This window comes from Pseudomonas persica, from assembly GCF_900291015.1.
Lineage (GTDB): Bacteria > Pseudomonadota > Gammaproteobacteria > Pseudomonadales > Pseudomonadaceae > Aquipseudomonas.
The window spans coordinates 185,087-206,299 of record NZ_OLKL01000014.1 but is presented as its reverse complement, the minus strand read 5'-3'; the positions used below and the strand labels follow the sequence as shown (position 1 = coordinate 206,299).

Annotated in this window: 18 protein-coding genes and 2 pseudogenes; 9 read left to right on the top strand and 11 right to left on the bottom strand. The window is 64.0% G+C overall.

Features of this window, described 5'->3' with window-relative positions:
* Nucleotides 1-37: 37 nt before the first annotated feature.
* Together FQ664_RS07695 and FQ664_RS07690 are read left to right on the top strand one after the other, a co-directional pair.
* Nucleotides 38-1,294, top strand: a complete 1,257-nt coding sequence (locus FQ664_RS07695; RefSeq protein WP_144171310.1) for an OprD family porin — start codon at nt 38-40, stop codon at nt 1,292-1,294.
* A gap of 212 nt (nt 1,295-1,506) precedes the next feature.
* Nucleotides 1,507-2,031, top strand: coding sequence for an Mpo1 family 2-hydroxy fatty acid dioxygenase (locus FQ664_RS07690; RefSeq protein ID WP_144171308.1), 525 nt, complete (start codon nt 1,507-1,509; stop codon nt 2,029-2,031).
* A 35-nt stretch (nt 2,032-2,066) separates the two neighbouring features.
* Here the strand turns inward: FQ664_RS07690 and pcaC are convergent, their stop codons facing one another.
* From pcaC to pcaR, 9 genes and pseudogenes are all read right to left on the bottom strand, one after another.
* Nucleotides 2,067-2,462, bottom strand: a complete 396-nt coding sequence (gene pcaC, locus FQ664_RS07685; protein WP_016488879.1) for a 4-carboxymuconolactone decarboxylase — start codon at nt 2,460-2,462, stop codon at nt 2,067-2,069.
* Nucleotides 2,463-2,472: 10 nt separating this feature from the next.
* Complete coding sequence (gene pcaD, locus FQ664_RS07680; protein ID WP_144171306.1) at nt 2,473-3,264, bottom strand: 3-oxoadipate enol-lactonase; 792 nt, start codon at nt 3,262-3,264, stop codon at nt 2,473-2,475.
* Between the two features lie 11 nt (nt 3,265-3,275).
* Nucleotides 3,276-4,628 carry a 3-carboxy-cis,cis-muconate cycloisomerase gene (locus FQ664_RS07675; RefSeq protein WP_144171304.1) on the bottom strand — a complete coding sequence of 451 codons (1,353 nt, stop codon included), beginning with the start codon at nt 4,626-4,628 and terminating at the stop codon, nt 3,276-3,278.
* A gap of 9 nt (nt 4,629-4,637) precedes the next feature.
* A pseudogene (locus FQ664_RS07670) lies at nt 4,638-4,842 on the bottom strand (alpha-ketoglutarate permease); the annotation flags it as partial.
* Nucleotides 4,843-4,940: 98 nt separating this feature from the next.
* Nucleotides 4,941-6,146, bottom strand: a complete 1,206-nt coding sequence (gene pcaF / locus FQ664_RS07665) for a 3-oxoadipyl-CoA thiolase (protein WP_178090961.1) — start codon at nt 6,144-6,146, stop codon at nt 4,941-4,943.
* A complete protein-coding gene (locus FQ664_RS07660) occupies nt 6,143-6,922 on the bottom strand; it encodes a CoA-transferase subunit beta (protein WP_015271653.1) in 780 nt (259 codons plus the stop codon). The genes pcaF and FQ664_RS07660 overlap by 4 nt, the downstream gene beginning before the upstream one ends.
* A complete protein-coding gene (locus FQ664_RS07655) occupies nt 6,919-7,779 on the bottom strand; it encodes a CoA transferase subunit A (RefSeq protein ID WP_144171300.1) in 861 nt (286 codons plus the stop codon). Before FQ664_RS07655 ends, FQ664_RS07660 begins: the two co-directional genes overlap by 4 nt.
* Before the next feature lie 432 nt (nt 7,780-8,211).
* Nucleotides 8,212-9,558 (bottom strand): 4-hydroxybenzoate transporter PcaK, encoded by a 1,347-nt coding sequence (gene pcaK, locus FQ664_RS07650; RefSeq protein ID WP_144171298.1) that lies wholly within the window; start codon nt 9,556-9,558, stop codon nt 8,212-8,214.
* 330 nt (nt 9,559-9,888) lie between these two features.
* The gene (pcaR, locus tag FQ664_RS07645) at nt 9,889-10,779 is read right to left on the bottom strand and encodes a pca regulon transcriptional regulator PcaR (protein ID WP_256675908.1); all 891 of its coding nucleotides are present in this window, start codon (nt 10,777-10,779) and stop codon (nt 9,889-9,891) included.
* Between the two features lie 489 nt (nt 10,780-11,268).
* Here pcaR and FQ664_RS27205 point away from each other — a divergent pair, with 489 nt between their 5' ends.
* Together FQ664_RS27205 and FQ664_RS07635 are read left to right on the top strand one after the other, a co-directional pair.
* Nucleotides 11,269-11,469: a hypothetical protein gene (locus FQ664_RS27205; protein ID WP_178090956.1), complete on the top strand. Its 201-nt coding sequence runs from the start codon at nt 11,269-11,271 to the stop codon at nt 11,467-11,469.
* A gap of 313 nt (nt 11,470-11,782) precedes the next feature.
* The gene (locus FQ664_RS07635; protein ID WP_144171296.1) at nt 11,783-13,255 is read left to right on the top strand and encodes an inorganic phosphate transporter; all 1,473 of its coding nucleotides are present in this window, start codon (nt 11,783-11,785) and stop codon (nt 13,253-13,255) included.
* 156 nt (nt 13,256-13,411) lie between these two features.
* Here the strand turns inward: FQ664_RS07635 and FQ664_RS07625 are convergent, their stop codons facing one another.
* Nucleotides 13,412-14,887, bottom strand: coding sequence for a helicase HerA-like domain-containing protein (locus FQ664_RS07625; RefSeq protein WP_144171294.1), 1,476 nt, complete (start codon nt 14,885-14,887; stop codon nt 13,412-13,414).
* A gap of 169 nt (nt 14,888-15,056) precedes the next feature.
* Here FQ664_RS07625 and FQ664_RS28200 point away from each other — a divergent pair.
* The 5 genes and pseudogenes from FQ664_RS28200 to FQ664_RS07605 form a co-directional block, all read left to right on the top strand.
* A pseudogene (locus FQ664_RS28200) lies at nt 15,057-16,073 on the top strand (cache domain-containing protein); the annotation flags it as partial.
* A 93-nt stretch (nt 16,074-16,166) separates the two neighbouring features.
* On the top strand, nt 16,167-16,931 hold the full coding sequence (locus tag FQ664_RS28195; RefSeq protein ID WP_474707137.1) for a methyl-accepting chemotaxis protein: 765 nt from the start codon (nt 16,167-16,169) through the stop codon (nt 16,929-16,931).
* A gap of 244 nt (nt 16,932-17,175) precedes the next feature.
* Nucleotides 17,176-18,297: an N-acetylglucosaminyl phosphatidylglycerol synthase gene (locus FQ664_RS07615; protein ID WP_144171290.1), complete on the top strand. Its 1,122-nt coding sequence runs from the start codon at nt 17,176-17,178 to the stop codon at nt 18,295-18,297.
* Nucleotides 18,290-19,054: an N-acetylglucosaminyl phosphatidylglycerol deacetylase gene (locus tag FQ664_RS07610; RefSeq protein WP_144171288.1), complete on the top strand. Its 765-nt coding sequence runs from the start codon at nt 18,290-18,292 to the stop codon at nt 19,052-19,054. The genes FQ664_RS07615 and FQ664_RS07610 overlap by 8 nt, the downstream gene beginning before the upstream one ends.
* Entirely contained in the window at nt 19,051-20,043 is a 993-nt protein-coding gene (locus tag FQ664_RS07605; RefSeq protein WP_144171286.1) for a glucosaminyl phosphatidylglycerol flippase, read from the top strand. Before FQ664_RS07610 ends, FQ664_RS07605 begins: the two co-directional genes overlap by 4 nt.
* 287 nt (nt 20,044-20,330) lie before the next feature.
* Here FQ664_RS07605 and purU read toward each other — a convergent pair whose 3' ends face one another.
* Nucleotides 20,331-21,182, bottom strand: coding sequence for a formyltetrahydrofolate deformylase (gene purU, locus FQ664_RS07595; protein WP_023662871.1), 852 nt, complete (start codon nt 21,180-21,182; stop codon nt 20,331-20,333).
* Nucleotides 21,183-21,213: the final 31 nt, after the last annotated feature.

Below are 21,213 nucleotides of genomic sequence, written 5' to 3'. Positions count from 1 at the left end.
CAGCGGCTCGCCCATAAAAACAAGAGATCCACGACAGATGAGCACTTTGCAACCCGCACGCCAGCTGCTGCCCGGCCTGTTGGCCATGTCCTGCGCACTCCCCGTGTTCGCCGCCGACGAAGGTGGTTTCCTGGAAGACGCCAAGGCCACCCTCAACCTGCGCAACTTCTACATCAACCGTAACTTCGTCGACCCGGCCCACCCGCAGGCCAAGGCTGAGGAATGGACGCAAAGCTTCATCCTCGACGCCCGCTCCGGCTTCACCCAAGGTACCGTCGGTTTCGGCGTGGACGTACTGGGCCTGTACTCGGTCAAGCTCGACGGCGGCAAAGGCACCACCAACACCCACCTGTTGCCGGTGCACGGCGATGGCCGCCCCGCCGATGACTTCGGCCGCCTGGGTGTGGCACTGAAAGCCAAGCTGTCCGAAACCGAGCTGAAAGTGGGTGAATGGATGCCGGTACTGCCGATCCTGCGCTCGGACGATGGCCGCTCGCTGCCGCAGACCTTCCGCGGCGGCCAGCTGACCTCGAAGGAAATCGCCGGCCTGACCCTGTACGCCGGCCAGTTCCGCGGCAACAGCCCGCGCAACGACGCCAGCATGGAAGACATGTCGCTGAACGGTAAGGCAGCGTTCACCTCCGACCGTTTCAACTTTGCCGGCGGCGAGTACACCTTCAACGACAAGCGCACCATGATCGGCCTGTGGGATGCCCAGCTCAAGGACATCTACCACCAGCAGTACCTCAACCTGGTGCATAGCCAACCCTTGGGCGACTGGACCCTGGGCGCCAACCTGGGCTACTTCATCGGCAAGGAAGACGGCGCCGAACGCGCCGGCGAACTGGACAACCACACCGCCTCGGCCATGCTCTCGGCGCGCTATCAGGGCCACACCTTCTACGTCGGCCTGCAGAAGGTCAGCGGCGACGACGCCTGGATGCGGGTGAATGGCACCAGCGGCGGCACCCTGGCCAACGACAGCTACAACTCCAGCTTCGACAATGCCAAGGAACGCTCCTGGCAGGTGCGCCATGACTTCAACTTCGCCACCGTCGGCGTGCCAGGCCTGACCCTGATGAACCGCTATATCAAGGGTGACAACGTCACCGCTGGCGGGGTGGACGACGGCAAGGAATGGGCGCGGGAAACCGAACTGGCGTATGTGGTGCAGTCGGGCAGCTTCAAGGACCTGTCGGTGAAGTGGCGCAACTCCACCATGCGCAGGGACTTCAGCACCAACACGTTCGATGAGAACCGGTTGATCGTGAGTTACCCGCTGAACCTCCTTTGAACAGGTTGAATATGTCAGTGCGGGCAGCTGCCATTCGCTTGGCTGATGATGATGGTGGCTACGGTCTATCCTGAGCTATATCGGTTGCAGCCCCGGCCTCTTCGCGGGTGAACCCGCTCCCACAAGGTTTCCTCGATCCCTGTGGAGCGGGTTCATCGGCGAATAGGCCGGTTGGCAATACACCCCGATCCGGCAAACCAGGGAGGCACAGCATGAAGAACCTCGTCGACCACCTGAGCCAGTACGCCAGCTACCATCGCGACCCACGCAACATCGCCACCCACTTCGTGGGCATCCCTTTGATCGTACTGGCGGTCACCATCCTGCTGTCGCGCCCGGGTTGGGACGTGGTCGGCATGTGGCTGTCCCCAGCCCTGCTGGCAGCGGCGGCGTCGGTATGGTTCTACCTGCGTCTGGACCTACGCTTCGGGCTGGTGATGGGATTGTTGCTGGGCCTTTGCCTGTGGGTCGGCCAGGTGCTGGCAATGCAGTCCACGGCCCTGTGGCTTGGCACCGGACTGGCGGCATTCGTGGTGGGCTGGATCATCCAGTTCGTCGGCCATTACTACGAAGGCCGCAAGCCGGCGTTTGTCGATGATGTCAGCGGACTGATCATCGGGCCGCTGTTCGTGGTCGCAGAAGCTGCGTTCTTGCTGGGCTTGTGCCCGGCCCTCAAGCGCGCCGTGGAAAGCAGCGCCGGCCCAGTGGCCACGCGGCAGAAGAATGCGGCCATGTAAACATTCCATGGCCGGCGATAGGGCCGGTACAGGCATTACTGCTGTCGCGACTCTACGCCCAGCTCATCCCATACCGACTCAGCCAGGTGGAACGTGGCATTGGCCGCCGGAATACCGCAATAGATCGCGCTCTGCATCAGCACTTCCTTGATCTCGTCGCGGGTCACGCCGTTATTGGCTGCCGCACGCAGGTGCAGCTTCAACTCGTCGTTGCGGTTCATGCCGATCAGCATGGCGATGGTAATCAGGCTACGGGTATGCCGCGGCAGGCCCGGGCGGGTCCAGATGTCACCCCAGGCGTGGCGGGTGATCATCTCCTGGAACTCGCCGTTGAAGTCGTTGAGCTTCTCCAGGCTGCGGTCCACGTGGGCATCGCCAAGCACTGCGCGGCGTACTTGCATGCCGGCGTCGTAACGTTGTTTCTCGTCCATGGCGATGTCCTCAATGAGCCAGCAGGAAGTCGAGCACGCGGCGGCTGAATGCCTCGCCGATCTCGACATTGGACAGGTGCGCCGCCGGGAAGTCAACGTACTCGGCCCCCGCGATACCGGCCTGCATGAAGCGACCGTGCTCCGGAGTGGTCACCACGTCTTCGGTACCGGCTACGATCAGCGTCGGCACCTGGATGCGGCCCAACTGCTCGCGGTAGTCGGCATCTCGCACCGCTGCGCAGTTGCCGGCGTAGCCTTGCGGGCTGGTTTGCGCCAGCATCTGGCAGATACGCTGGGCTTGCGCTGGCTGGGCCTGGGCGAAGCCTGGGGTGAACCAACGGGCAATGGAGGCATCGCGCAGGTCGACCATGGCCTGCTGGCCACCTTTTAGCACGCTGTCGATACGGGTGTTCCACACCTCGTCGTTGGCGATCTTGGCGGCGGTGTTGCACAGGGTCAGGCTGTGCAGGCGCTGGCCGGCATTGATGCCCAGCCACTGGCCGATCAGGCCGCCCATCGACAAGCCGACGAAGTGCGCCTTGGCGATGTCCAGGCCATCGAGCAGGGCCAGCACGTCACGGCCCAACTGCTCGATGCGGTAAGGGCCTTCAGTGACCAGCGACCCACCGTGGCCACGGGTGTCGTAGCGCAGCACGCGCAAGTGCCGGCTCCACAGTGGAATCTGCGTGTCCCACATGCCCAGGTCGGTGCCCAGCGAGTTGGACAGGACCAGCACCGGGGCGTTTTCCGGGCCATCGATCTGGTAGTTCAAAACGCCATCGGCCAATTGCAAGTGCGCCACAGCGGTCTCCTTCAGGCAGTGAAACGTTGATGTTCGGACACGGCCCGCGCCACCCAGACGCGGGCCTGCCCCAGGTAATGGGCAGGGTCGAGCAAACGATCGAGTTCTTCGGCGGACAGTTCGGCGCTGACCTGCGGCTCGTCACCCAGCACAGTGCGCAGGTGGCGCTGTTCGGCCACGGCGCGCTGGCAGCACTGCTCCAGCAGGTGGTGGGCGTGGTCGCGGCCCAGGCGCTGGGCGAGGACGATGCTCACCGCTTCGGCCAGCACCAGGCCCTGAGTCAGGTCGAGGTTACGGCGCATGCGTGCGGCATCCACTTCCATGCCCTCGGCAATCACCTGGGCCTGGCGCAGCGCACCGGAGACCAGGCAGCAAATGTCCGGCAGGGTTTCCCATTCGGCATGCCACAGGCCGAGGCTGCGCTCGTGCTCCTGGGGCATGGCGGCGAACAGCGTAGAGACCAGCCCTGGCACCCGGGTCGCGGCACCGATCAGCACCGCGGCGCCCACCGGGTTGCGCTTGTGCGGCATGGTCGAGGAACCGCCCTTGCCTGGCGCGGAAGGCTCGAATAACTCCGCCGCCTCGGTCTGCATCAGCAGGCTGACATCACGGCCGAACTTGCCCAGGCTACCGGCGACCAGGCCCAGCACCGAGGCAAACTCCACCAGGCGGTCGCGCTGGGTGTGCCAGGGCTGCTCGGGCAGGGTCAGCTTGAGCTGCTCGGCCAGGGCTTCGGCCACCGGCATCGCCTTGCTGCCCAGGGCGGCCAGGCTGCCGGAGGCGCCGCCGAACTGCAGCACCAGCAAGCGTGGGCGCAGCTCCTGCAGGCGCTGGCGGTGACGGGTCAACGCGCCCAGCACACCGGCCAGTTTCATGCCCAGGGTCACCGGGGTGGCGTGCTGCAGCCAGGTACGCCCCACCAGTGGCGTGTCGGCGTGCTGCAAGGCCTGGCGCGACAGGGTATCGGCCAGCTTGCCAAGGTCGGCTTCGATCAGGTCGAGGGCAGCGCGCAGCTGCAGGACCAGGCCGGTGTCCATCGCATCCTGGCTGGTGGCGCCCAGGTGCACGTAGCGCTCGGCCTCGGGCACGCCACTGGCAATCACCTTGCCCAACGCCTTCACCAGCGGGATCGCCGAGTTGCCGGCAGTGGCGATGGCGTTGGCCAGGGCGCCAACGTCATAGCGCTCGGCATGGCAGGCCGCCTCGATGGCCGCTACTGCGACAGGCGGGACCAGCCCGGCAGCCGCCTCGGCCCGCGCCAGCGCCGCTTCGAAATCGAGCATGCCTTGCAGGCGGCCACGGTCGGAGAAGATCTCGCGCATGGCCGGCGCGGTGAAGTAGGCGTCGAACAGTTGGTTGGTCATGCCACCTCCTTAATTATCGTGGTGCAGGTACGCTGCCTGCTTCGGCAGGCGCAGGCTGAAAGGAAGGCAATCGCCATCATCGCTGTCACGCACCGCTCTGGGCCTTCACCAGGCCGCTGATCAAGGTGTAGAAACTGACGATACACAACGCCAGGTGGTAACACACTCGTTCCGCTATCTGGCTGGCAACTGGTCTTGTGCCTGGCAGGACTGGCCTCTTCGCGGGCACGCCCGCTGCCACAGGTTTCTGTTGTGCAGTGGGCAACGATCATCCTGTGGGAGCGGGCGTGCCCGCGAACAGGCCAGAACAGGTCAAACCCGCTCGATGGCCAGCGCCAAACCTTGGCCTACGCCCACACACATGGTCGCCAGGCCCTTGCGCCCACCACTCTTCTCCAGCTGGTGAAGCGCGGTCAGCACCAGGCGCGCACCGCTCATGCCCAGCGGGTGGCCCAGGGCGATGGCACCGCCGTTGGGGTTCACCTGCGGCGCATCGTCGGCCACACCCAACTCACGCAGCACCGCCAAACCCTGGCTGGCAAAGGCTTCGTTGAGCTCGATCACATCGAAATCATTCACCGCCACACCCAGGCGCACGGTCAGCTTGCGCACCGCCGGCACCGGGCCAATACCCATCACCCGCGGTGCAACACCGGCGCTGGCCATGCCCAGTACCCGGGCACGCGGGGTCAGGCCGTGCTTCTTCACCGCCTCGGCCGAAGCCAGGATCAACGCCGCAGCACCGTCATTCACGCCCGAGGCGTTGCCGGCGGTGACGGTCTTGTCCGGGCCGTTGACCGGCTTGAGCCTGGTCAGGGCTTCCAGTGTGGTTGCCGGGCGCAGGTGCTCGTCATGCTCGACGATGGTCTCACCTTTCTTGTGCGCGATACGCACCGGCACGATCTCTTCGGCGAAGAAGCCCGCGGCCTGGGCGGCAGCAGCCTTCTGCTGGCTGCGCAGGGCGAAAGCGTCCTGGTCAGCGCGCGAAACCTGGTAATCGTCAGCCACGTTGTCGGCGGTTTCCGGCATGGCGTCCACACCATACTGGCTCTTCATCAGCGGGTTGATGAAACGCCAGCCGATGGTGGTGTCTTCGAGCTTCATGTTGCGCGAATAGCCGCTTTCCGCCTTGCCCATGACGAACGGCGCACGCGACATCGACTCGACGCCGCCGGCAATCGCCAGCTCCATTTCGCCACTGGCAATGGCGCGGAAGGCAGTGCCGATGGCATCCATGCCCGACGCGCACAGGCGGTTCAGGGTAACGCCGGGAATGCTCTGCGGCAGGCCGGCCAGCAGCAGCGCCATGCGCGCCACGTTGCGGTTGTCTTCACCGGCCTGGTTGGCGCAGCCGAAGAACACTTCGTCAACCTGATCCCACTGCACGCTGGGGTTGCGCTCGATCAGCGCCTTCAGCGGCACGGCCGCCAGGTCGTCGGCCCGCACGCCGGCCAGGGCGCCGCCGAAGCGACCGATCGGGGTACGGATGGCATCACAGATGAATACGTCGCGCATCAGGCTTCTCCTGCCACCTGGCCATGGGCCGCGGCGGTACGGGCTTCGAGGTCACGCAGCGCGGACAGCTCGACTTCGGTAGGTTCGGCAGTGGTCTGCACATCGTCGGCAAAGCGGATCGCCCAGCCGGTGGCGGCGATGATCTGCTCGCGGGTCACGCCCGGGTGGATGGCGGTGACGACGAATTCGTGGGTGCCGGCTTCCGGCTCCATGATGCACAGGTCGGTGATGATACCGACCGGGCCATCACCTGGCAGGCCAAGGCGTTTGCGCGAGTCGCCGCCTTCACCGTGGCCAACCGAGGTGATGAAGTCCAGCTTGTCGACGAAGGCTCGCGGCGACTGCTTGAGGATGATCAGCACCTGCTTGGCGGATCCGGCGATTTCCGGTGCGCCACCGGCACCCGGCAGGCGGGTTTTCGGGGCATGGTAGTCACCGACCACGGTAGTGTTGATGTTGCCGAAGCGGTCGACCTGGGCGGCGCCGAGGAAGCCGACATCGATGCGCCCACCTTGCAGCCAGTAGCGGAAGATCTCGCCAGTCGGTACCACGGTGTCAGCGGTTTCGGCGAGCTCGCCGTCACCGATCGACAGCGGCAGCACGCTTGGCTTGGCGCCGATCGGGCCGGACTCGTAGATCAGCACCACGTCAGGCGACGAGGTCAGGCGCGCCAGGTTGGCAGCCTTGGACGGCAGGCCGATGCCGACGAAGCACACAGCACCGTTGCGCAGGCGACGGGCTGCGGCGACGGTCATCATTTCGGAAGTGGAGTAGCTCATTGTGCGGCCTCCGCAGTGCTGACCAGCTTGGCCTTGAATTCGTTGAAATCGGCAGTGCCACGGATGTAGGTGTCGATCCAGGCGCTGAACGATTCGCGGCTACGCGCGATCGGGTCCCAGGCCTGGTAGAAGCGGTTGTCACGCTCGTAGTAGCCGTGGGCATAGGACGGGTGCGCACCGCCCGGTACCAGGCATACCGCGCTCAGTGCCCAGGTCGGCAGCACGCAGGCGTTCATCGGGGCCTGCAGGTCGTCGACGACTTCCTCGACGGTGACGATGCAGCGCTTGGCGGCCAGGGCGGCTTCCTTCTGCACCCCAAGGATGCCCCACAGCAACACGTTGCCTTTGCGGTCGGCCTTTTGCGCGTGGATCACGGTCACGTCCGGGCGCACCGACGGCACGGCTGCCAGCACTTCACCGGTGAACGGGCAGGTGACGCTCTTGATCAGCGGGTTGACCTTCGGCAGGTCGGAGCCGGCGTAGGCACGCAGCACGGCGAACGGCAGGCCCGAAGCACCGGCGACATAGGCGTTGGCCAGGTCGGCGTGGCTGTGTTCTTCGATGTCGATAGCGTGTGGCCACTGCTTCTCGACGGCATCACGCAGGCGGTGCAGCGAACCGACACCTGGGTTACCACCCCAGGAGAAGATCAGCTTGCTGGCGCAACCGGCGCCGATCAGCTGGTCGTAGATCAGGTCCGGAGTCATGCGCACCAGGGTCAGGTCGCGCTTGCCCTGACGGATGATCTCGTGGCCGGCGGCAGTCGGGATCAGGTGGGTGAAACCTTCGAGGGCGACGGTATCGCCATCCTGGATGAACTGCTTCACGGCTTCGTGAAGCGGGAGAATTGCAGCCATTTGGAGACTCCTGGTCAGGGTGCTTCGGTGAGCTCAGATTAAGGAGACTGGTGGGTGCCTTACAATCCGATAATCGACTATTCGTGCGATTATCGAACAAATTATTGCATCCCTATCTATCTCCCCTCGCAGCCTGTACTGGCCTAATCGCCGGCATGCCAGCTCCCACAGGTACGGCACCGGCCCGGGGCCTGATGTATTCCTGTGGGACCTGGCCCAGCCCTTTGGGCTGCGCTGTCGCATAGAGAACTGAATTCGCAAGCGGTCCGTGCATCCTGTGGGAGCGGCTTTAGCCGCGAAGAATCCAACGCGGTGCATGGCACCAGCTACGCCGGTGTTCGCGGCTAAAGCCGCTCCCACAGGGGCCCTGCTAATTCAACGAGTTATGTGCAGTTCTATGAGAGCTGGCTTGCCGGCGATGAGGCCATCGCGTCAGGTCGCGTCAGCGTGGCTCACCAGCCCTTTCACGAGCACACCTACGGTCGCCAGCCCCGCCGGCACCAGCAATGCCGTCAGCACCTGCTCGAAGTTCCAGCCCAGCCCCAGCAGCGTCGCACCACTCCAGGCCCCGAGAATCGCCCCGAAGCGGCCAATACCGAGCATCCACGATACCCCCGTGGCGCGGCCCTGAGTCGGATAGAAGCGCGCCGCCAGCGACGGCATCGCCGACTGGGCGCCGTTCACGCACATACCGGCAACCAGCACCAACGTGGCCAATACGGTGATATTGCCCAGACTCTGCCCCACGGCGTAGGCGAACACCCCCGCCAGCAGGTAGAAAATGCCGATCACCTTGTGCGGATTGAAGCGGTCCATGGCCCAGCCCACGCCGACGGCACTCAGCACACCACCGAACTGGAACAGTGCGCCGATGAAAGCAGCCTGCTCCATGCTCGCGCCACTGTCGCGCATCAAGGTTGGCAGCCAGCTCGTCAGCAGATAGACGATCACCAGGCCCATGAAATAGGTCAGCCACAGCAGCATGGTGCCCATGCCATAGGTGCCGGAGAAGATCAGTGCAAACACGTTGCGCGCGGCCACCGCCTTCTGTTCCGGCACACTGAAGCTGCCCGCCTCGGCCACCACCTGCGGCGCGATGGGCGACAAGGTCTTGCGCACTTTGTCGGTGCCCCGGTTGCGTACCACCAGGAAGCGCGCCGACTCCGGCAGCCACACCATCAGCACCAGTACCAGCAGCAACGGCAGCACGCCACCGATCACCAGCAGGCTGTGCCAACCGTAGGCCGGGATCATCTTGGCGGAAATGAAACCACCACCGGCCATGCCCAGGTTGAAGCCGCAGAACATGCTGGTCACCAACAGCGACTTGAGGCGCTCGGGGGTGTACTCAGACAATAGCGTGGTGGCGTTGGGCATGCCTGCGCCAAGGCCCAGGCCGGTCAGGAAGCGCAACACCAGCAACTGGTCGACGTTGGTGGCGAAGGCCGAAGCCAGGCTGAAGCCGCCGAACACCAGCACCGCGCCCACCAGCACGCCCTTGCGGCCAAAACGGTCGGCCAACGGGCCGGAGCCGAGGGCACCGAACACCATGCCGATCAATGCAGCACTCATGACCGGGCCGAGGCTGGCACGGTCAATCCCCCACTCCTGCGACAGGGCCGGGGCGATGAAGCCCATGGCAGCGGTGTCGAGGCCATCGAGGAAGACGATCAGAAAGCACAGCAGCACCACCCGCCACTGGTAGCGGGACAGCGGCTGCTGATTGATGAACGACTGGACGTCGAGGCTTTTGCCGACGTTGGTTTGCGCTTGGTTCATTATTGTTATCCAGAATGAGGGGCACAGCCTGGCCACTGCACGCGATCAACCGGTACAGAGGACGATAGTTTGGTGGTAATGCGGCCGGCGTCAGCCTGGATATAACGGTACTGCGCGCGGGTGCGGCCGCGGCAGCGAGGGGACAGTATTCATGCTAAGTGCCTCTTGTGTTTTTCTTGTTCGGTCGGCACAGCCGACCGTTGCGAGAGACATTAATCAGCGGGCGGGGGCGGCGCAATTCACCGCGAACGACACTGTGCGTTTATCGCACAGGAAAGGCTTTTGCCTGTTCTAAATTTGCAAGGGGGCGTTTTGCGGCCCCTTGCAGGCTCAACCAAACAACTGATGGCAAAGGTCCCGGCTGGCCGCCAGCAGGATCGGCAAGAACCGCTGCTCCAGCTCACTGCGCGTCACCCGCCCGACATGGGTACTCACATTCAACGCCGCCAACACCTGCCCCGAGGCGTCATACACCGGCACGGCAATCGAGCGCAGCCCCTGCTCCAGCTCCTGGTCCACCACGCACCAGCCCTGGGCGCGCACCTGCTGGATACAGGCGAACAGCGACTCGGGGTCATGCAAGGTACGGCTGGTACGCGCCTTCAGGTCGGCACGTTCCAGATACTCACGCAGGCTGGTGTCGTCCATGGCCGCCAGCAGAATGCGCCCCATCGACGTGCAATAGGCCGGCAGGCGCCCACCCACCGACAGGTCAACCGAGATCAGCCGCTCCACCGTGGCCGAACGGGCTATATAAAGAATGTCGTCACCTTCAAGCGTGGCCATGTTGGCCGCCTCGTGCAACTGGTCGCTGATACGGTCCAGGTAAGGCTGGGCAGAAATCGCCAGCGGCGTCGACGACAGGTACGCATGCCCCAGCGTCAGCACTTTGGGCAACAGCGAATAGGTGCGCCCGTCGGTGGTGGCGTAACCCAGCTTGATCAACGTGTGCAGGCAACGGCGCACCGCCGCCCGGGGGATTTCGGTGCGGTGACTGATCTGGGCGATGGTCAGGTGGCGCTTGCGTTCCTGAAAGGCCTGGATCACAGCCAGGCCGCGTGCCAGAGAAGTCATGAAGTCTGGGTCACCGGTAAAGGCCTGGATGCGCTTGGCCGGGGAAGCCACGATCGGCGGAGCCAGGGCTGCCGAAGCAGATCGTGCCGGCTCTGGATTGGCTGACTCTGGATTGACGGAATCGTTGGCCAGGGTTTCGTCACTCATCGCACACCTCAAAAAAACGCCCACTCGTGCGATTATCGAACAAACGGCCGATAATCGCAATTGACCGCTGACACTTTTACTTATACCTTTCTCATGCCACTTGTGGCTTCTTTGGAGAGACTGGTCAGGTACCCACCGTAGAAGTCCCCAGGCAACGGCCTCGCCTTTTTGGCGAGGCCGTTTTTCATTACACACCCAGTCAACCGCCCCGCTACTGCACTGCAGCGAACTTTTGTCCATCTTGCCTTTCAAACTTGTACGAAAGGCCCAATCTGTTGCCGGACGCATCCCGTTACTTGCGTCAGATGATGTCAGGGTTGGGTAAATAACAATGTTCGGCGAAGTATCGGTTGCTATAATCGATTACGCAGGCGTTGACGATGCCGGGGTAATGGAACCTTCCGCTGTATCAAGCCGTTGCGGCCAGCAAGGCATGTGCACGCGGCGCAACGCACAACAACACTCATCACACTTCATTCAGGTACTACTGTGACGAAAGATGAACTGCGCGCGGAACTCGAGCGCCAGGCTGAACGTTACAAGGACGTTTATGGTGGCGAAGTCACCACATACGCCGCACAACCGGATCCGGAACGCAAACCTTGGCGCAAGCGTGCCAGCGTGCGCGACCAGGCCTTCAGCCAGGAACTGGAACGTATGGAAAAAGAACGGCGCAGCGACACTCCCTGACTCTCGGGACTACGCCAGCGCGTCGCCGCCCGGCCCGCCCGGGCGCGGTCGATCTTTACTGTCAGACCGAAGATGAAATGGAATTACACAAATTTCATACGCTCGTTTGAATAGTAGCGAAGCGGCTTTTTCCCCAGCTTTTTGCCGGTTTTAGCTAGATTTTACGCTCTTTAGCAGACATTCCCCTGCCTGCCCGCCCCGTCGCGCACATCGCGCTCGCGTCAGGAAGATTGCCGTCGGTCTGTCGCAGATGCATCGATTGCCAAGGTTTTCTGGCATAATCCCGCCCCCCTATGACCGCCAGACAACCTTCATGATCGATTTATTCAGCGGACTGGATGCCTGGGTGTTGGTGAGCCTGCTGCTCGCCTTGACCTTCGTACTCGCCTTCGAGTTCATCAATGGCTTTCATGACACCGCCAATGCGGTAGCTACCGTTATCTATACCAAAGCCATGCCGCCGCACCTCGCCGTGTTCTTCTCCGGCGTGTTCAACTTCCTTGGCGTTCTGCTCGGCGGTGTCGGGGTGGCCTATGCCATCGTGCACCTGCTGCCGGTAGAGCTGCTGATCAATGTGAACACCGGACACGGCCTGGCCATGGTCTTCTCGCTGCTGGCTGCGGCCATCACCTGGAACCTGGGCACCTGGTACTTCGGTATCCCTGCCTCCAGCTCGCACACGCTGATCGGCTCCATCCTCGGCGTCGGCCTGGCCAATGCCCTGATCAACGACATCCCGCTGGGCGACGGTGTCAACTGGCAAAAGGCGATCGACATCGCCATGTCGCTGGTGGTCTCGCCCATGGCCGGCTTTGCCGTTGCCGCCCTGGTGCTGATCGGCCTGAGGTGGTGGCGCCCGCTGTCGAAGATGCACAAGACCCCCGAACAGCGCCGCAAGCTCGACGACAAGAAGCACCCGCCGTTCTGGAACCGCCTGGTACTGGTGGTTTCGGCCATGGGCGTAAGCTTCGTGCACGGCTCCAACGACGGCCAGAAAGGCATTGGCCTGATCATGCTGGTGCTGATCGGTATCGTTCCGGCCAAGTTCGTCCTCGACCTGAACAGCACTACCTACCAGATCGAGCGTACCCGCGACGCCACCCTGCACATGAGCCAGTTTTACCAGCGCAACGCCGCCACCCTGGGCGAGTTCCTGGCACTGGGCAAGGCCAAATCCAGCGATCTGCCGGAGCAGTTCAGCTGCAACCCGCAGCAGACCGAGCCGACCATTGCCGCGCTGCAATCCTCGCTGCAAGGCGTTACCGACTACCACAGCCTGAGTGCCGACAAGCGTGTCGAAGTGCGCCGCTACCTGCTGTGCCTGGACGACACGGCGAAGAAGGTCGGCAAGCTGCCGGGCCTGGAAGCCCGTGAAAAGGCCGACCTGGAAAAACTGCGCAAAGATCTGACTGCCACCACCGAGTACGCCCCGTTCTGGGTGATCGTGGCCGTCGCCCTGGCCCTGGGCCTGGGTACCATGGTCGGCTGGAAGCGCGTGGTACTGACCGTTGGCGAGAAGATCGGCAAGCAGGGCATGACCTATGCCCAGGGCATGTCGGCGCAGATCACCGCGGCTTGCGCCATCGGCATGGCCAACATCTTCGCCCTGCCGGTATCGACCACCCACGTGCTGTCGTCCGGCGTGGCCGGCACCATGGTCGCTAACAAGAGCGGCCTGCAAGGCGGCACCGTGAAGACCATCCTGCTGGCCTGGGTACTGACCCTGCCTGCGTCGATGGGCCTGGCGGCCGGCCTGTTCTGGCTGGCGTCCAAAGCCATTGGCTGAGTGACACGGTTCTGAAAGAGGCGGCCTTCGGGTCGCCTTTTTTCTGTGCCGGCCTCTTCGCGGGTAAACCCGCTCCCACTGGTAATGCACAGCTCTTGATATCTGTGGTGAACCTGTGGGAGCGGGTTTACCCGCGAAGGGACCGGCACAGGCAAACTACCTTTTCCTGCCCCCCAGCAACGACCCCATCAAGCCCCGCACCAACTGCCGCCCCAACTGGTTGGCCGCCTGGCGTACCGCCGACTTGATCGCCTGCCCCGCCGCACTCTGCAAAAACTCACCGGCCTTGTCGGCAAAGCTCTCCTCATCCACCTTGGGTTGCGGCGCCGGCTCCACCGGTTCGCCCTTGCGCTGGGTCAGCATTTCATAGGCCGATTCACGGTCCAGCGGCTTGTCGTAACGCCCCGCCAGCGGCGAAGCGGCAATCAGCGCACTGCGCTCAGCCGCGCTCAACGGTCCGATACGCGACTGCGGCGGCGCAATCAGTACCCGTTGCACCATCGCAGGCGTGCCCTTCTCTTCCAGCGTCCCCACCAGCGCTTCGCCAATCCCCAGCTCGGTCAGCACCGCCAGGGTGTCGAACGCCGGGTTGGGGCGGAAGCCATCGGCCACCGCCCGCAGCGACTTCTGCTCCTTGGCGGTAAATGCCCGCAAGCCATGCTGAATGCGCAAGCCCAACTGGGCCAGCACCGCATCCGGCAAGTCCCCCGGCGACTGCGTGACGAAGTACACCCCCACGCCCTTGGAGCGGATCAGCCGCACCACCTGTTCCAGGCGATCCTGCAATGCCTTGGGGGTATCGTTGAACAGCAAGTGCGCTTCATCGAAGAACAACGCCAGCACCGGTTTGTCGGCATCGCCGCGCTCGGGCAACTGCTCGAACAACTCGGCCAGCAGCCATAACAGGAAGGTCGCGTACACCTTGGGTGCCTCGTGCACCAACCGGCTGGCGTCCAGCAGGTGGATACGCCCACGGCCATCCGGATCTGGCCGCAGGAGGTCCTCGAGCTGCAACCCCGGCTCACCGAACAGCGCCTCGGCGCCCTGCTGCTCCAGGGTCGCCAGCCGGCGCAACAAGGCCTGGGTGGAGGCCGTGGTCATCAGCGCGCTGTCTTCACCCAGCAGTTGCGGGTTGTCCTTCAGGTGCGCGAGCAGCGCCTTGAGGTCCTTGAGGTCGAGCAGCAGCAGGCCTTCACGGTCGGCCACCTTGAACGCCGCGTACAGCACCGCCTGTTGGCTGTCGGTCAACTCCAGCAAGTTGCCCAGCAGCAGCGGCCCCATTTCACTGAGGGTGGTGCGCAGCGGGTGGCCGGACTGCCCGGCAATGTCCCACAGGCTCACCGGGTAAGCCTGTGGCCTGTGCCCCAGCCAGGGCATGCCGGCGATACGCTCGGCCACCTTGCCCTGCGGCGCACCGGCAGCGCCCAGGCCGCACAGGTCACCTTTGACATCGGCGGCGAACACCGCCACCCCCGCGTCACTGAACGCTTCCGCCAGATGCTGCAGGGTGACGGTCTTGCCAGTACCCGTCGCGCCTGCCACCAGGCCATGGCGGTTGGCCAGCCGCATCGCTTGCCCAACTGGCTGGCCATCCGGGCCAGCACCTACAACGATGGTCGAAAATTCCGACATCTCTTTAATCCTCTGCTCAAGCTTTACCTTAGTTCGGCCGATACCCGTGGGTGATATTCGCCTTAATAGAGAGGGACAACCGAAAAGGGACTTTTCGGGATGTTGCACTGCTTTGCGACTCCACGCATGCAAACGCCTGATATAAAACCTTAGCGGAACCGATTACGCCATGAACAAAAGCCTTCGTTTCAGCCACAAGATTCTTTTGGCCGCATCACTGATCGTGATACTCGCCTTCAGCCTGTTCACGCTCTACAACGATTACCTCCAGCGTAATGCGATCCGCGAGGACCTGGAGAACTATCTGGCTGAAATGGGTGCTTCCACTTCGACCAATATCCGCAACCTGTTCGAAGGCCGTATCAAGCTGGTGGAAAACCTGGCACAGAACATTGCCCAGGACCCGACCAACGCCGAAACCCTGATGGGTCAGAATGCACTGATCTCGAGCTTTCTCACGGTATACGTGGGCAAGGTCGACGGCGGCTTCAGCGTGCGCCCGGACACGAAGATGCCCGACGGCTACGACCCACGCACCCGCCCCTGGTACAAGGACGGCATGAACGCCGCCGGCGCGATCCTGACCGAGCCGTACATCGACATGGCCACCAACAGGATGGTCATTGGCATCATCAACAAAGTTTCCAGCAGTGTCGGCGTGGTCGGTGGCGACCTGGCCCTGGACGGCCTGGTGCAAATCATCAACTCGCTGAACTTCGGCGGCATGGGCTACGCCTTCCTGGTCAACGACCAGGGCAAGATCCTGGTGCACCCGGACAAAGACCTGGTGATGAAGTCGCTGTCGGACCTGTTCCCGCAGCACACGCCGAAACTGACCGGTGAGCTGACCGAAGTGCAGAGCGAAGGCCAGGCCCGCCTGCTGACCTTCACGCCGATCACCGGCCTGCCGTCGGCCAACTGGTACATCGGCCTGTCGGTGGACAAGGACAAGGCCTTCTCGATGCTCAGCACCTTCCGCACCTCGGCGGTGATCGCCACGCTGGTGGCGGTGGTGATCATCATCGGCCTGCTCGGCCTGCTGATCCGCGTGCTGATACAACCGCTGCACACCATGACCCGCGCCATGGAAGACATCGCCGAAGGTGAAGGCGACCTGACCAAGCGCCTGCGCATCCACAACCACGACGAATTCGGCATCCTGGGCAGCGCCTTCAACCGTTTTGTCGAGCGTATTCACAGCTCGATCCGCGAAGTGTCCTCGGCCACCGAGCAGGTCAACGAAGTGGCCCTGCGGGTCATCAGTGCCTCGAACTCGTCGATGACCAACTCCGACGAACAGTCCAACCGCACCAACAGCGTGGCCGCCGCCATCAACGAACTGGGCGCCGCCGCCCAGGAAATTGCCGGCAACGCCGCCCAGGCTTCGCAGCACGCCAGCTCGGCGCGGTTGCTGGCCGAAGAAGGGCAGCAGGTGGTGGAGCGCAACATTGCGGCGATGAACCGCCTGTCCGACCTGATCGTCACCTCCAGCGCGCACATCGAGACGCTGAACAGCAAGACCGTCAACATCGGCCAGATCCTCGAGGTGATCACCAGCATTTCCCAGCAGACCAACCTGCTGGCGCTGAACGCGGCCATCGAAGCGGCCCGTGCCGGTGAAGCCGGGCGTGGTTTTGCCGTGGTCGCCGATGAAGTGCGCAACCTGGCGCACCGCACCCAGGAGTCGGCGCAGCAGGTGCAGACCATGATCGAAGAACTGCAGTTCGGCGCCCGCGAGTCGGTCGAGACCATGGACCAGAGCCAGCGTCACAGCCAGGACAGCATGCAGATCGCCAACCAGGCCGGTGAGCGGCTGGACAGCGTTACCGTGCGCATCGGCGAGATCGACGGCATGAACCAGTCGGTGGCCACCGCCACCGAAGAGCAAACCGCCGTGGTCGAGGCGATCAACATGGATATCAACGAGATCAACATGCTCAATCAGGAAGGCGTGGAAAACCTGCAGGCCACCTTGCGCGCCTGCTCCGACCTGGAGCAGCAGGCCGGCCGCCTGAAGCAGCTGGTAGGTAGCTTCCGCATCTGACCTGCAGACCGAGTCGCCTGATTCGCGGGTAAACCCGCTCCCACAGGTTCTCCGCCACTCTTGAATGCGTGGTGACCCCTGTGGGAGCGGGTTCACCCGCGAAGAAGCCCACACCACTCCCCCGCCTTCCCCCACCCCGCCCAATCCCGATCGAACAAACTATCCTTCTGATAGGTCCACCTTTAGGCGCGTCATCGCCGGCCCGTTAGCGCCGAATGACAGACCCGAAGACGATCCCGGAGGGATGCTGATCGTGCACATCGCCGACATCACCATGTTCTACGCTCCCGCCAGCGGCGGCGTACGTACCTATCTTGATGCCAAACACCACCGCCTCGGCGCCATCCAGGGCGTGCGCCACAGCTTGCTGATACCCGGTGCCAGCGCGCAACACGCCGATGGCATCTACCAGGTGCCCGCACCGCCGCTGCCGTTCGGCAACGGCTACCGCTTCCCGGTGCGCCTGGCCCCCTGGTGCAATGTGCTGCGCAGGCTCAAGCCCGACCTGATCGAAGTCGGCGACCCCTACCTGACCGCCTGGGCTGCGCTGGAGGCGCGGCGCAAGCTCGATGTGCCGGTGATCGGCTTCTACCATTCCGATCTGCCGCTGCTGGTCAGCAACCGCATGGGCAACTGGTTCACCCCCAATGTGGAGGCCTATGTCAGCAAGCTGTACGGCAATTTCGACCGGGTCCTGGCTCCTAGCCAGGTCATGGCCGACAAGCTGCGCCGCCTGGGGGTGCGCGATGTGCATGTGCAGCGCCTGGGCGTGGACCTGGCCACCTTCCACCCCAGCCAGCGCGACCCGCAGCTGCGTGCCGAACTGGGCATTGCCGACACCAGTCGCCTGCTGATCTACGCTGGCCGTGGCTCACGGGAAAAGAACCTGCCGGTGCTGCTCGACTGCATGCAGCACCTGGGCCACCCCTACCACCTGTTGCTGGTGGGCTCGAACATGCCGGCCAACGTGCCGCACAACGTCAGTGTGATCGATCACTTCTGCCCGGCGCCGGAAGTCGCCCGGCTGATGGCCAGCGCCGACCTGCTGGTGCACGCCGGCGATCAGGAAACCTTCGGCCTGGTCATTCTCGAAGCGATGGCCAGCGCCACACCGGTGGTGGCCGTGCGCGCCGGTGCCTTCGGCGAAATCGTCAACGAACAGTGCGGCCGCCTGTGCCGCCCCAACGATAGCCAGGCCATGGCGACGGCCGTACAAGAGGCGTTCGAGGCCGGGGTGCGCAAGCTCGGGGCACAGGCCCGCCGCCATGCCGAGCAGCACTATGCGTGGGACCAGGTGGTCGCCGGCCTGCTGCAGCACTACCAGGCCGTGCTCGGCCACCAACCGCAGGTTCGTGCCCATGGCTGAGCCACTGCCTGCATCGCGCAGCCTGATGCTGGTGCTGCACGACGTCGCGCCCGAGACCTGGCCCGACTACCAACCCTTCGTCCAGGCCGTCGACGCCATCGGCGACATCCCCATGACCTGGCTGGTGGTGCCGGACTTTCACCACCGCAACCCGCTGCAGCGTTCGCCCACCTTCTGCCGCTTGCTCGAGCGGCGCCTGGCCCGGGGCGACGAGCTCGCTCTGCACGGCTTCTACCATGCCGACAACGGCCCGCCACCGCGCACGCCCGGCGCATACTTCATGCGCCGCATCTATACCCATGAAGGCGAGTTCTACGCCCTCGACCAGCAGCAGGCCCTGCAACGCCTGGAGCACGGCCTGGCCCTGTTCGGCGAGCAGGGCTGGCCAGTGGCCGGCTTCGTCGCGCCCGCCTGGCTGATGAGCGAAGGCACCCGCCAGGCTCTGCGCTGCCTGCCGCTGCGTTACACCAGCACACCGCAGCACTTGTATCGCTTGCCGGACTTCACCGCGATCAAGGCCCCTGGGCTGGTCTGGAGTGCCCGCAGCGCCTGGCGCCGCGGCCTGTCACGGGTGCTGTGCGACTGGCAATGCCGGCGCTGGCGCGACGCCGAGACCCTGCGCCTGGGCCTGCACCCGGTGGACATGCGCCATCACACAGCCCGCGACTATTGGCTGAACACCTTGGACACGCTACTGACACAGGGCCGCGAGCCCCTGACCAAGTCCACCTGGCTCGAGCGCCAGGTCAGCGCATGAACCGTCTGGCCTGGCTGGGCCTGGCACTGCTCGGCGCCGTGCTGGTGCCGGCCCTGCTCGGTGGCAGCGAGCTGCTGCCGAGGCTGCAGCGCTTCGACCCCAGCCTGATGCTGACACTGCTGGGCATGATCCTGCTGTGCTGGGTGATCAACGCCATTCGCCTGCGCCTGCTGCTCGGCCAGCAAGGTGCAAGGCTTGGGCGCCTGCGCAGCCTGGGTGTGGTGATGGCCACCGAGTTCGCCATCTGCACCACCCCCGGCGGCAGCGGCGGCCCCTTGACCCTGATGGCCCTGCTGGCACGCGACCGTATCGGCCCGGCGCGCAGTGGTGCGGTGTTTGCCATGGACCAACTGAACGACCTGGTGTTCTTTTTCTGCGCCATGCTGGCGATTGCCGGCTATGCGCTGTTCCACAGTATGGGCCGCAGCCAGGAAAGCATGTTGCTGGGCAGTGCGTTGCTGCTGTGCACTGCACTGGCCGGGGTGCTCGGCCTGTTGCGATACCGGCGCACGGTGATGCGCGTGAACGGCAGGTTGCTACGCCGCCTGGGCATGAACCGGCAGCGCAAACGCCGCTGGGCGCGCAAACTGCTGCGCTTCATCCACGCGCTGGCGCAGACCTGGCGCCTGCCCAAGCGCACGCTGACCCTGGTGTTCACCCTGACCTGCGCCCACTGGGGCCTGCGCTACAGCGTGTTGTACCTGGTATTGAGAGGGTTGGGGGTAGACCTGGCGTGGATCCCCAGCTTCCTGGTGCAGATGCTGTCGCTCAGTGCCGGCCAGTTCAGCCTGCTGCCTGGCGGTGCCGGTGCCGCCGAGCTGACGTCGGCCAGCCTGCTGACGCCACTGGTGGGCAGTTCGACCGCGGCTGCGGCGATCCTGATATGGCGGGCGGTCACTTACTACTTTTATCTGCTGGCGGGTGGGCCGGTGTTCGTGTGCCTGCTGGCGCGCCCGCTGCTGGAGCGCTGGCGGCGTCAGGCGGGTTGAGCTGCTGCCACAGTTCGGCGGCACCGGGGAAGTCGGTGCCGTCGGTGTCGGCCAGGGCTTCGGGGTCGTAGCGGGCCAGGCAGCCTTCACCGAGGGTGGGTGGGGGTGAGGCGGTGGGTTGGTTGCGCTGCTTGGTCATTGGCGTGTCACTCAAGATTGCCGGGGGCGCTTTGCGCCCCTTTCGCCGGCAAGCCAGCGCCTACCCCGACCGCATCGACTTCAAGCCATGAGCAATCCCTGTGGGAGCTGGCTTGCCGGCGATGGGCTGCAAAGCAGCCCCAAGGCCATCAATCAAAGACTACAGTCTTGTTGCCATGCACCAGCACCCGGTCCTCCAGGTGATAACGCAGGCCACGGGCCAGCACCATCTTCTCCACATCACGGCCAAAGCGGACCATGTCGTCGATGCTGTCGGCATGGCTGACACGCACCACGTCCTGCTCGATGATCGGGCCGGCGTCCAGCTCTTCGGTGACGTAGTGGCAGGTCGCGCCGATCAGCTTCACACCACGCAGGGCGGCCTGGTGATACGGCTTGGCGCCGACGAACGACGGCAGGAAGCTGTGGTGGATGTTGATCACCTTTTCAGCATAGTCCTGGCACAGTTGCGGCGGCAGGATCTGCATGTAGCGGGCCAGCACCACCACGTCTGCGGCGTGCTCCTGCACCAGGCGCGACACTTCGGCAAAGGCAGGGGCCTTGTCCTTGGGGTCGACCGGTACATGGAAGAACGGAATACCGTGCCACTCGACCATGCTGCGCAGGTCGTTGTGGTTGGAGATCACGCAAGGGATCTCGCAGTCCAGCTCATCGGTATGCCAGCGGTGCAGCAGGTCGGCCAGGCAATGCGACTCGCGGCTGGCCATCAGTACCACGCGCTTTTTCTGCGCCGAGTCGGTAATGCGCCAGGTCATGGAGAACTCTTCGGCGATCGGCGCAAACGCCTCGCGGAAGGCTTCGATACCGAACGGCAGCGATTCGGCGCGGATTTCATGGCGCATGAAGAACCAACCACTCTGCTCATCGGAGTGGTGGCTGGCTTCGTTGATCCAGCCGTTGTACAAGGCCAGGAAATTACTGACTTTCGCCACGATGCCAACACGGTCGGGGCAGGCGATCACCAGACGATAGGTGCGCATGAATGAGACTCCAGAACTTCGCAAAGGCGCT

Bases quoted from the DNA above. Each gene is read 5' to 3' on its own strand.
- FQ664_RS07695 (WP_144171310.1), top strand. From the start codon at position 38: ATGAGCACTTTGCAACCCGCACGCCAGCTGCTGCCCGGCCTGTTGGCC.
- FQ664_RS07690 (WP_144171308.1), top strand. From the start codon at position 1,507: ATGAAGAACCTCGTCGACCACCTGAGCCAGTACGCCAGCTACCATCGC.
- pcaC (WP_016488879.1), bottom strand. From the start codon at position 2,462: ATGGACGAGAAACAACGTTACGACGCCGGCATGCAAGTACGCCGCGCA.
- FQ664_RS07675 (WP_144171304.1), bottom strand. From the start codon at position 4,628: ATGACCAACCAACTGTTCGACGCCTACTTCACCGCGCCGGCCATGCGC.
- FQ664_RS07660 (WP_015271653.1), bottom strand. From the start codon at position 6,922: ATGAGCTACTCCACTTCCGAAATGATGACCGTCGCCGCAGCCCGTCGC.
- FQ664_RS07655 (WP_144171300.1), bottom strand. From the start codon at position 7,779: ATGGCTGCAATTCTCCCGCTTCACGAAGCCGTGAAGCAGTTCATCCAG.
- pcaK (WP_144171298.1), bottom strand. From the start codon at position 9,558: ATGAACCAAGCGCAAACCAACGTCGGCAAAAGCCTCGACGTCCAGTCG.
- pcaR (WP_256675908.1), bottom strand. From the start codon at position 10,779: ATGAGTGACGAAACCCTGGCCAACGATTCCGTCAATCCAGAGTCAGCC.
- FQ664_RS07635 (WP_144171296.1), top strand. From the start codon at position 11,783: ATGATCGATTTATTCAGCGGACTGGATGCCTGGGTGTTGGTGAGCCTG.
- FQ664_RS07625 (WP_144171294.1), bottom strand. From the start codon at position 14,887: ATGTCGGAATTTTCGACCATCGTTGTAGGTGCTGGCCCGGATGGCCAG.
- FQ664_RS28195 (WP_474707137.1), top strand. From the start codon at position 16,167: ATGACCAACTCCGACGAACAGTCCAACCGCACCAACAGCGTGGCCGCC.
- FQ664_RS07615 (WP_144171290.1), top strand. From the start codon at position 17,176: ATGCTGATCGTGCACATCGCCGACATCACCATGTTCTACGCTCCCGCC.
- FQ664_RS07610 (WP_144171288.1), top strand. From the start codon at position 18,290: ATGGCTGAGCCACTGCCTGCATCGCGCAGCCTGATGCTGGTGCTGCAC.
- FQ664_RS07605 (WP_144171286.1), top strand. From the start codon at position 19,051: ATGAACCGTCTGGCCTGGCTGGGCCTGGCACTGCTCGGCGCCGTGCTG.
- purU (WP_023662871.1), bottom strand. From the start codon at position 21,182: ATGCGCACCTATCGTCTGGTGATCGCCTGCCCCGACCGTGTTGGCATC.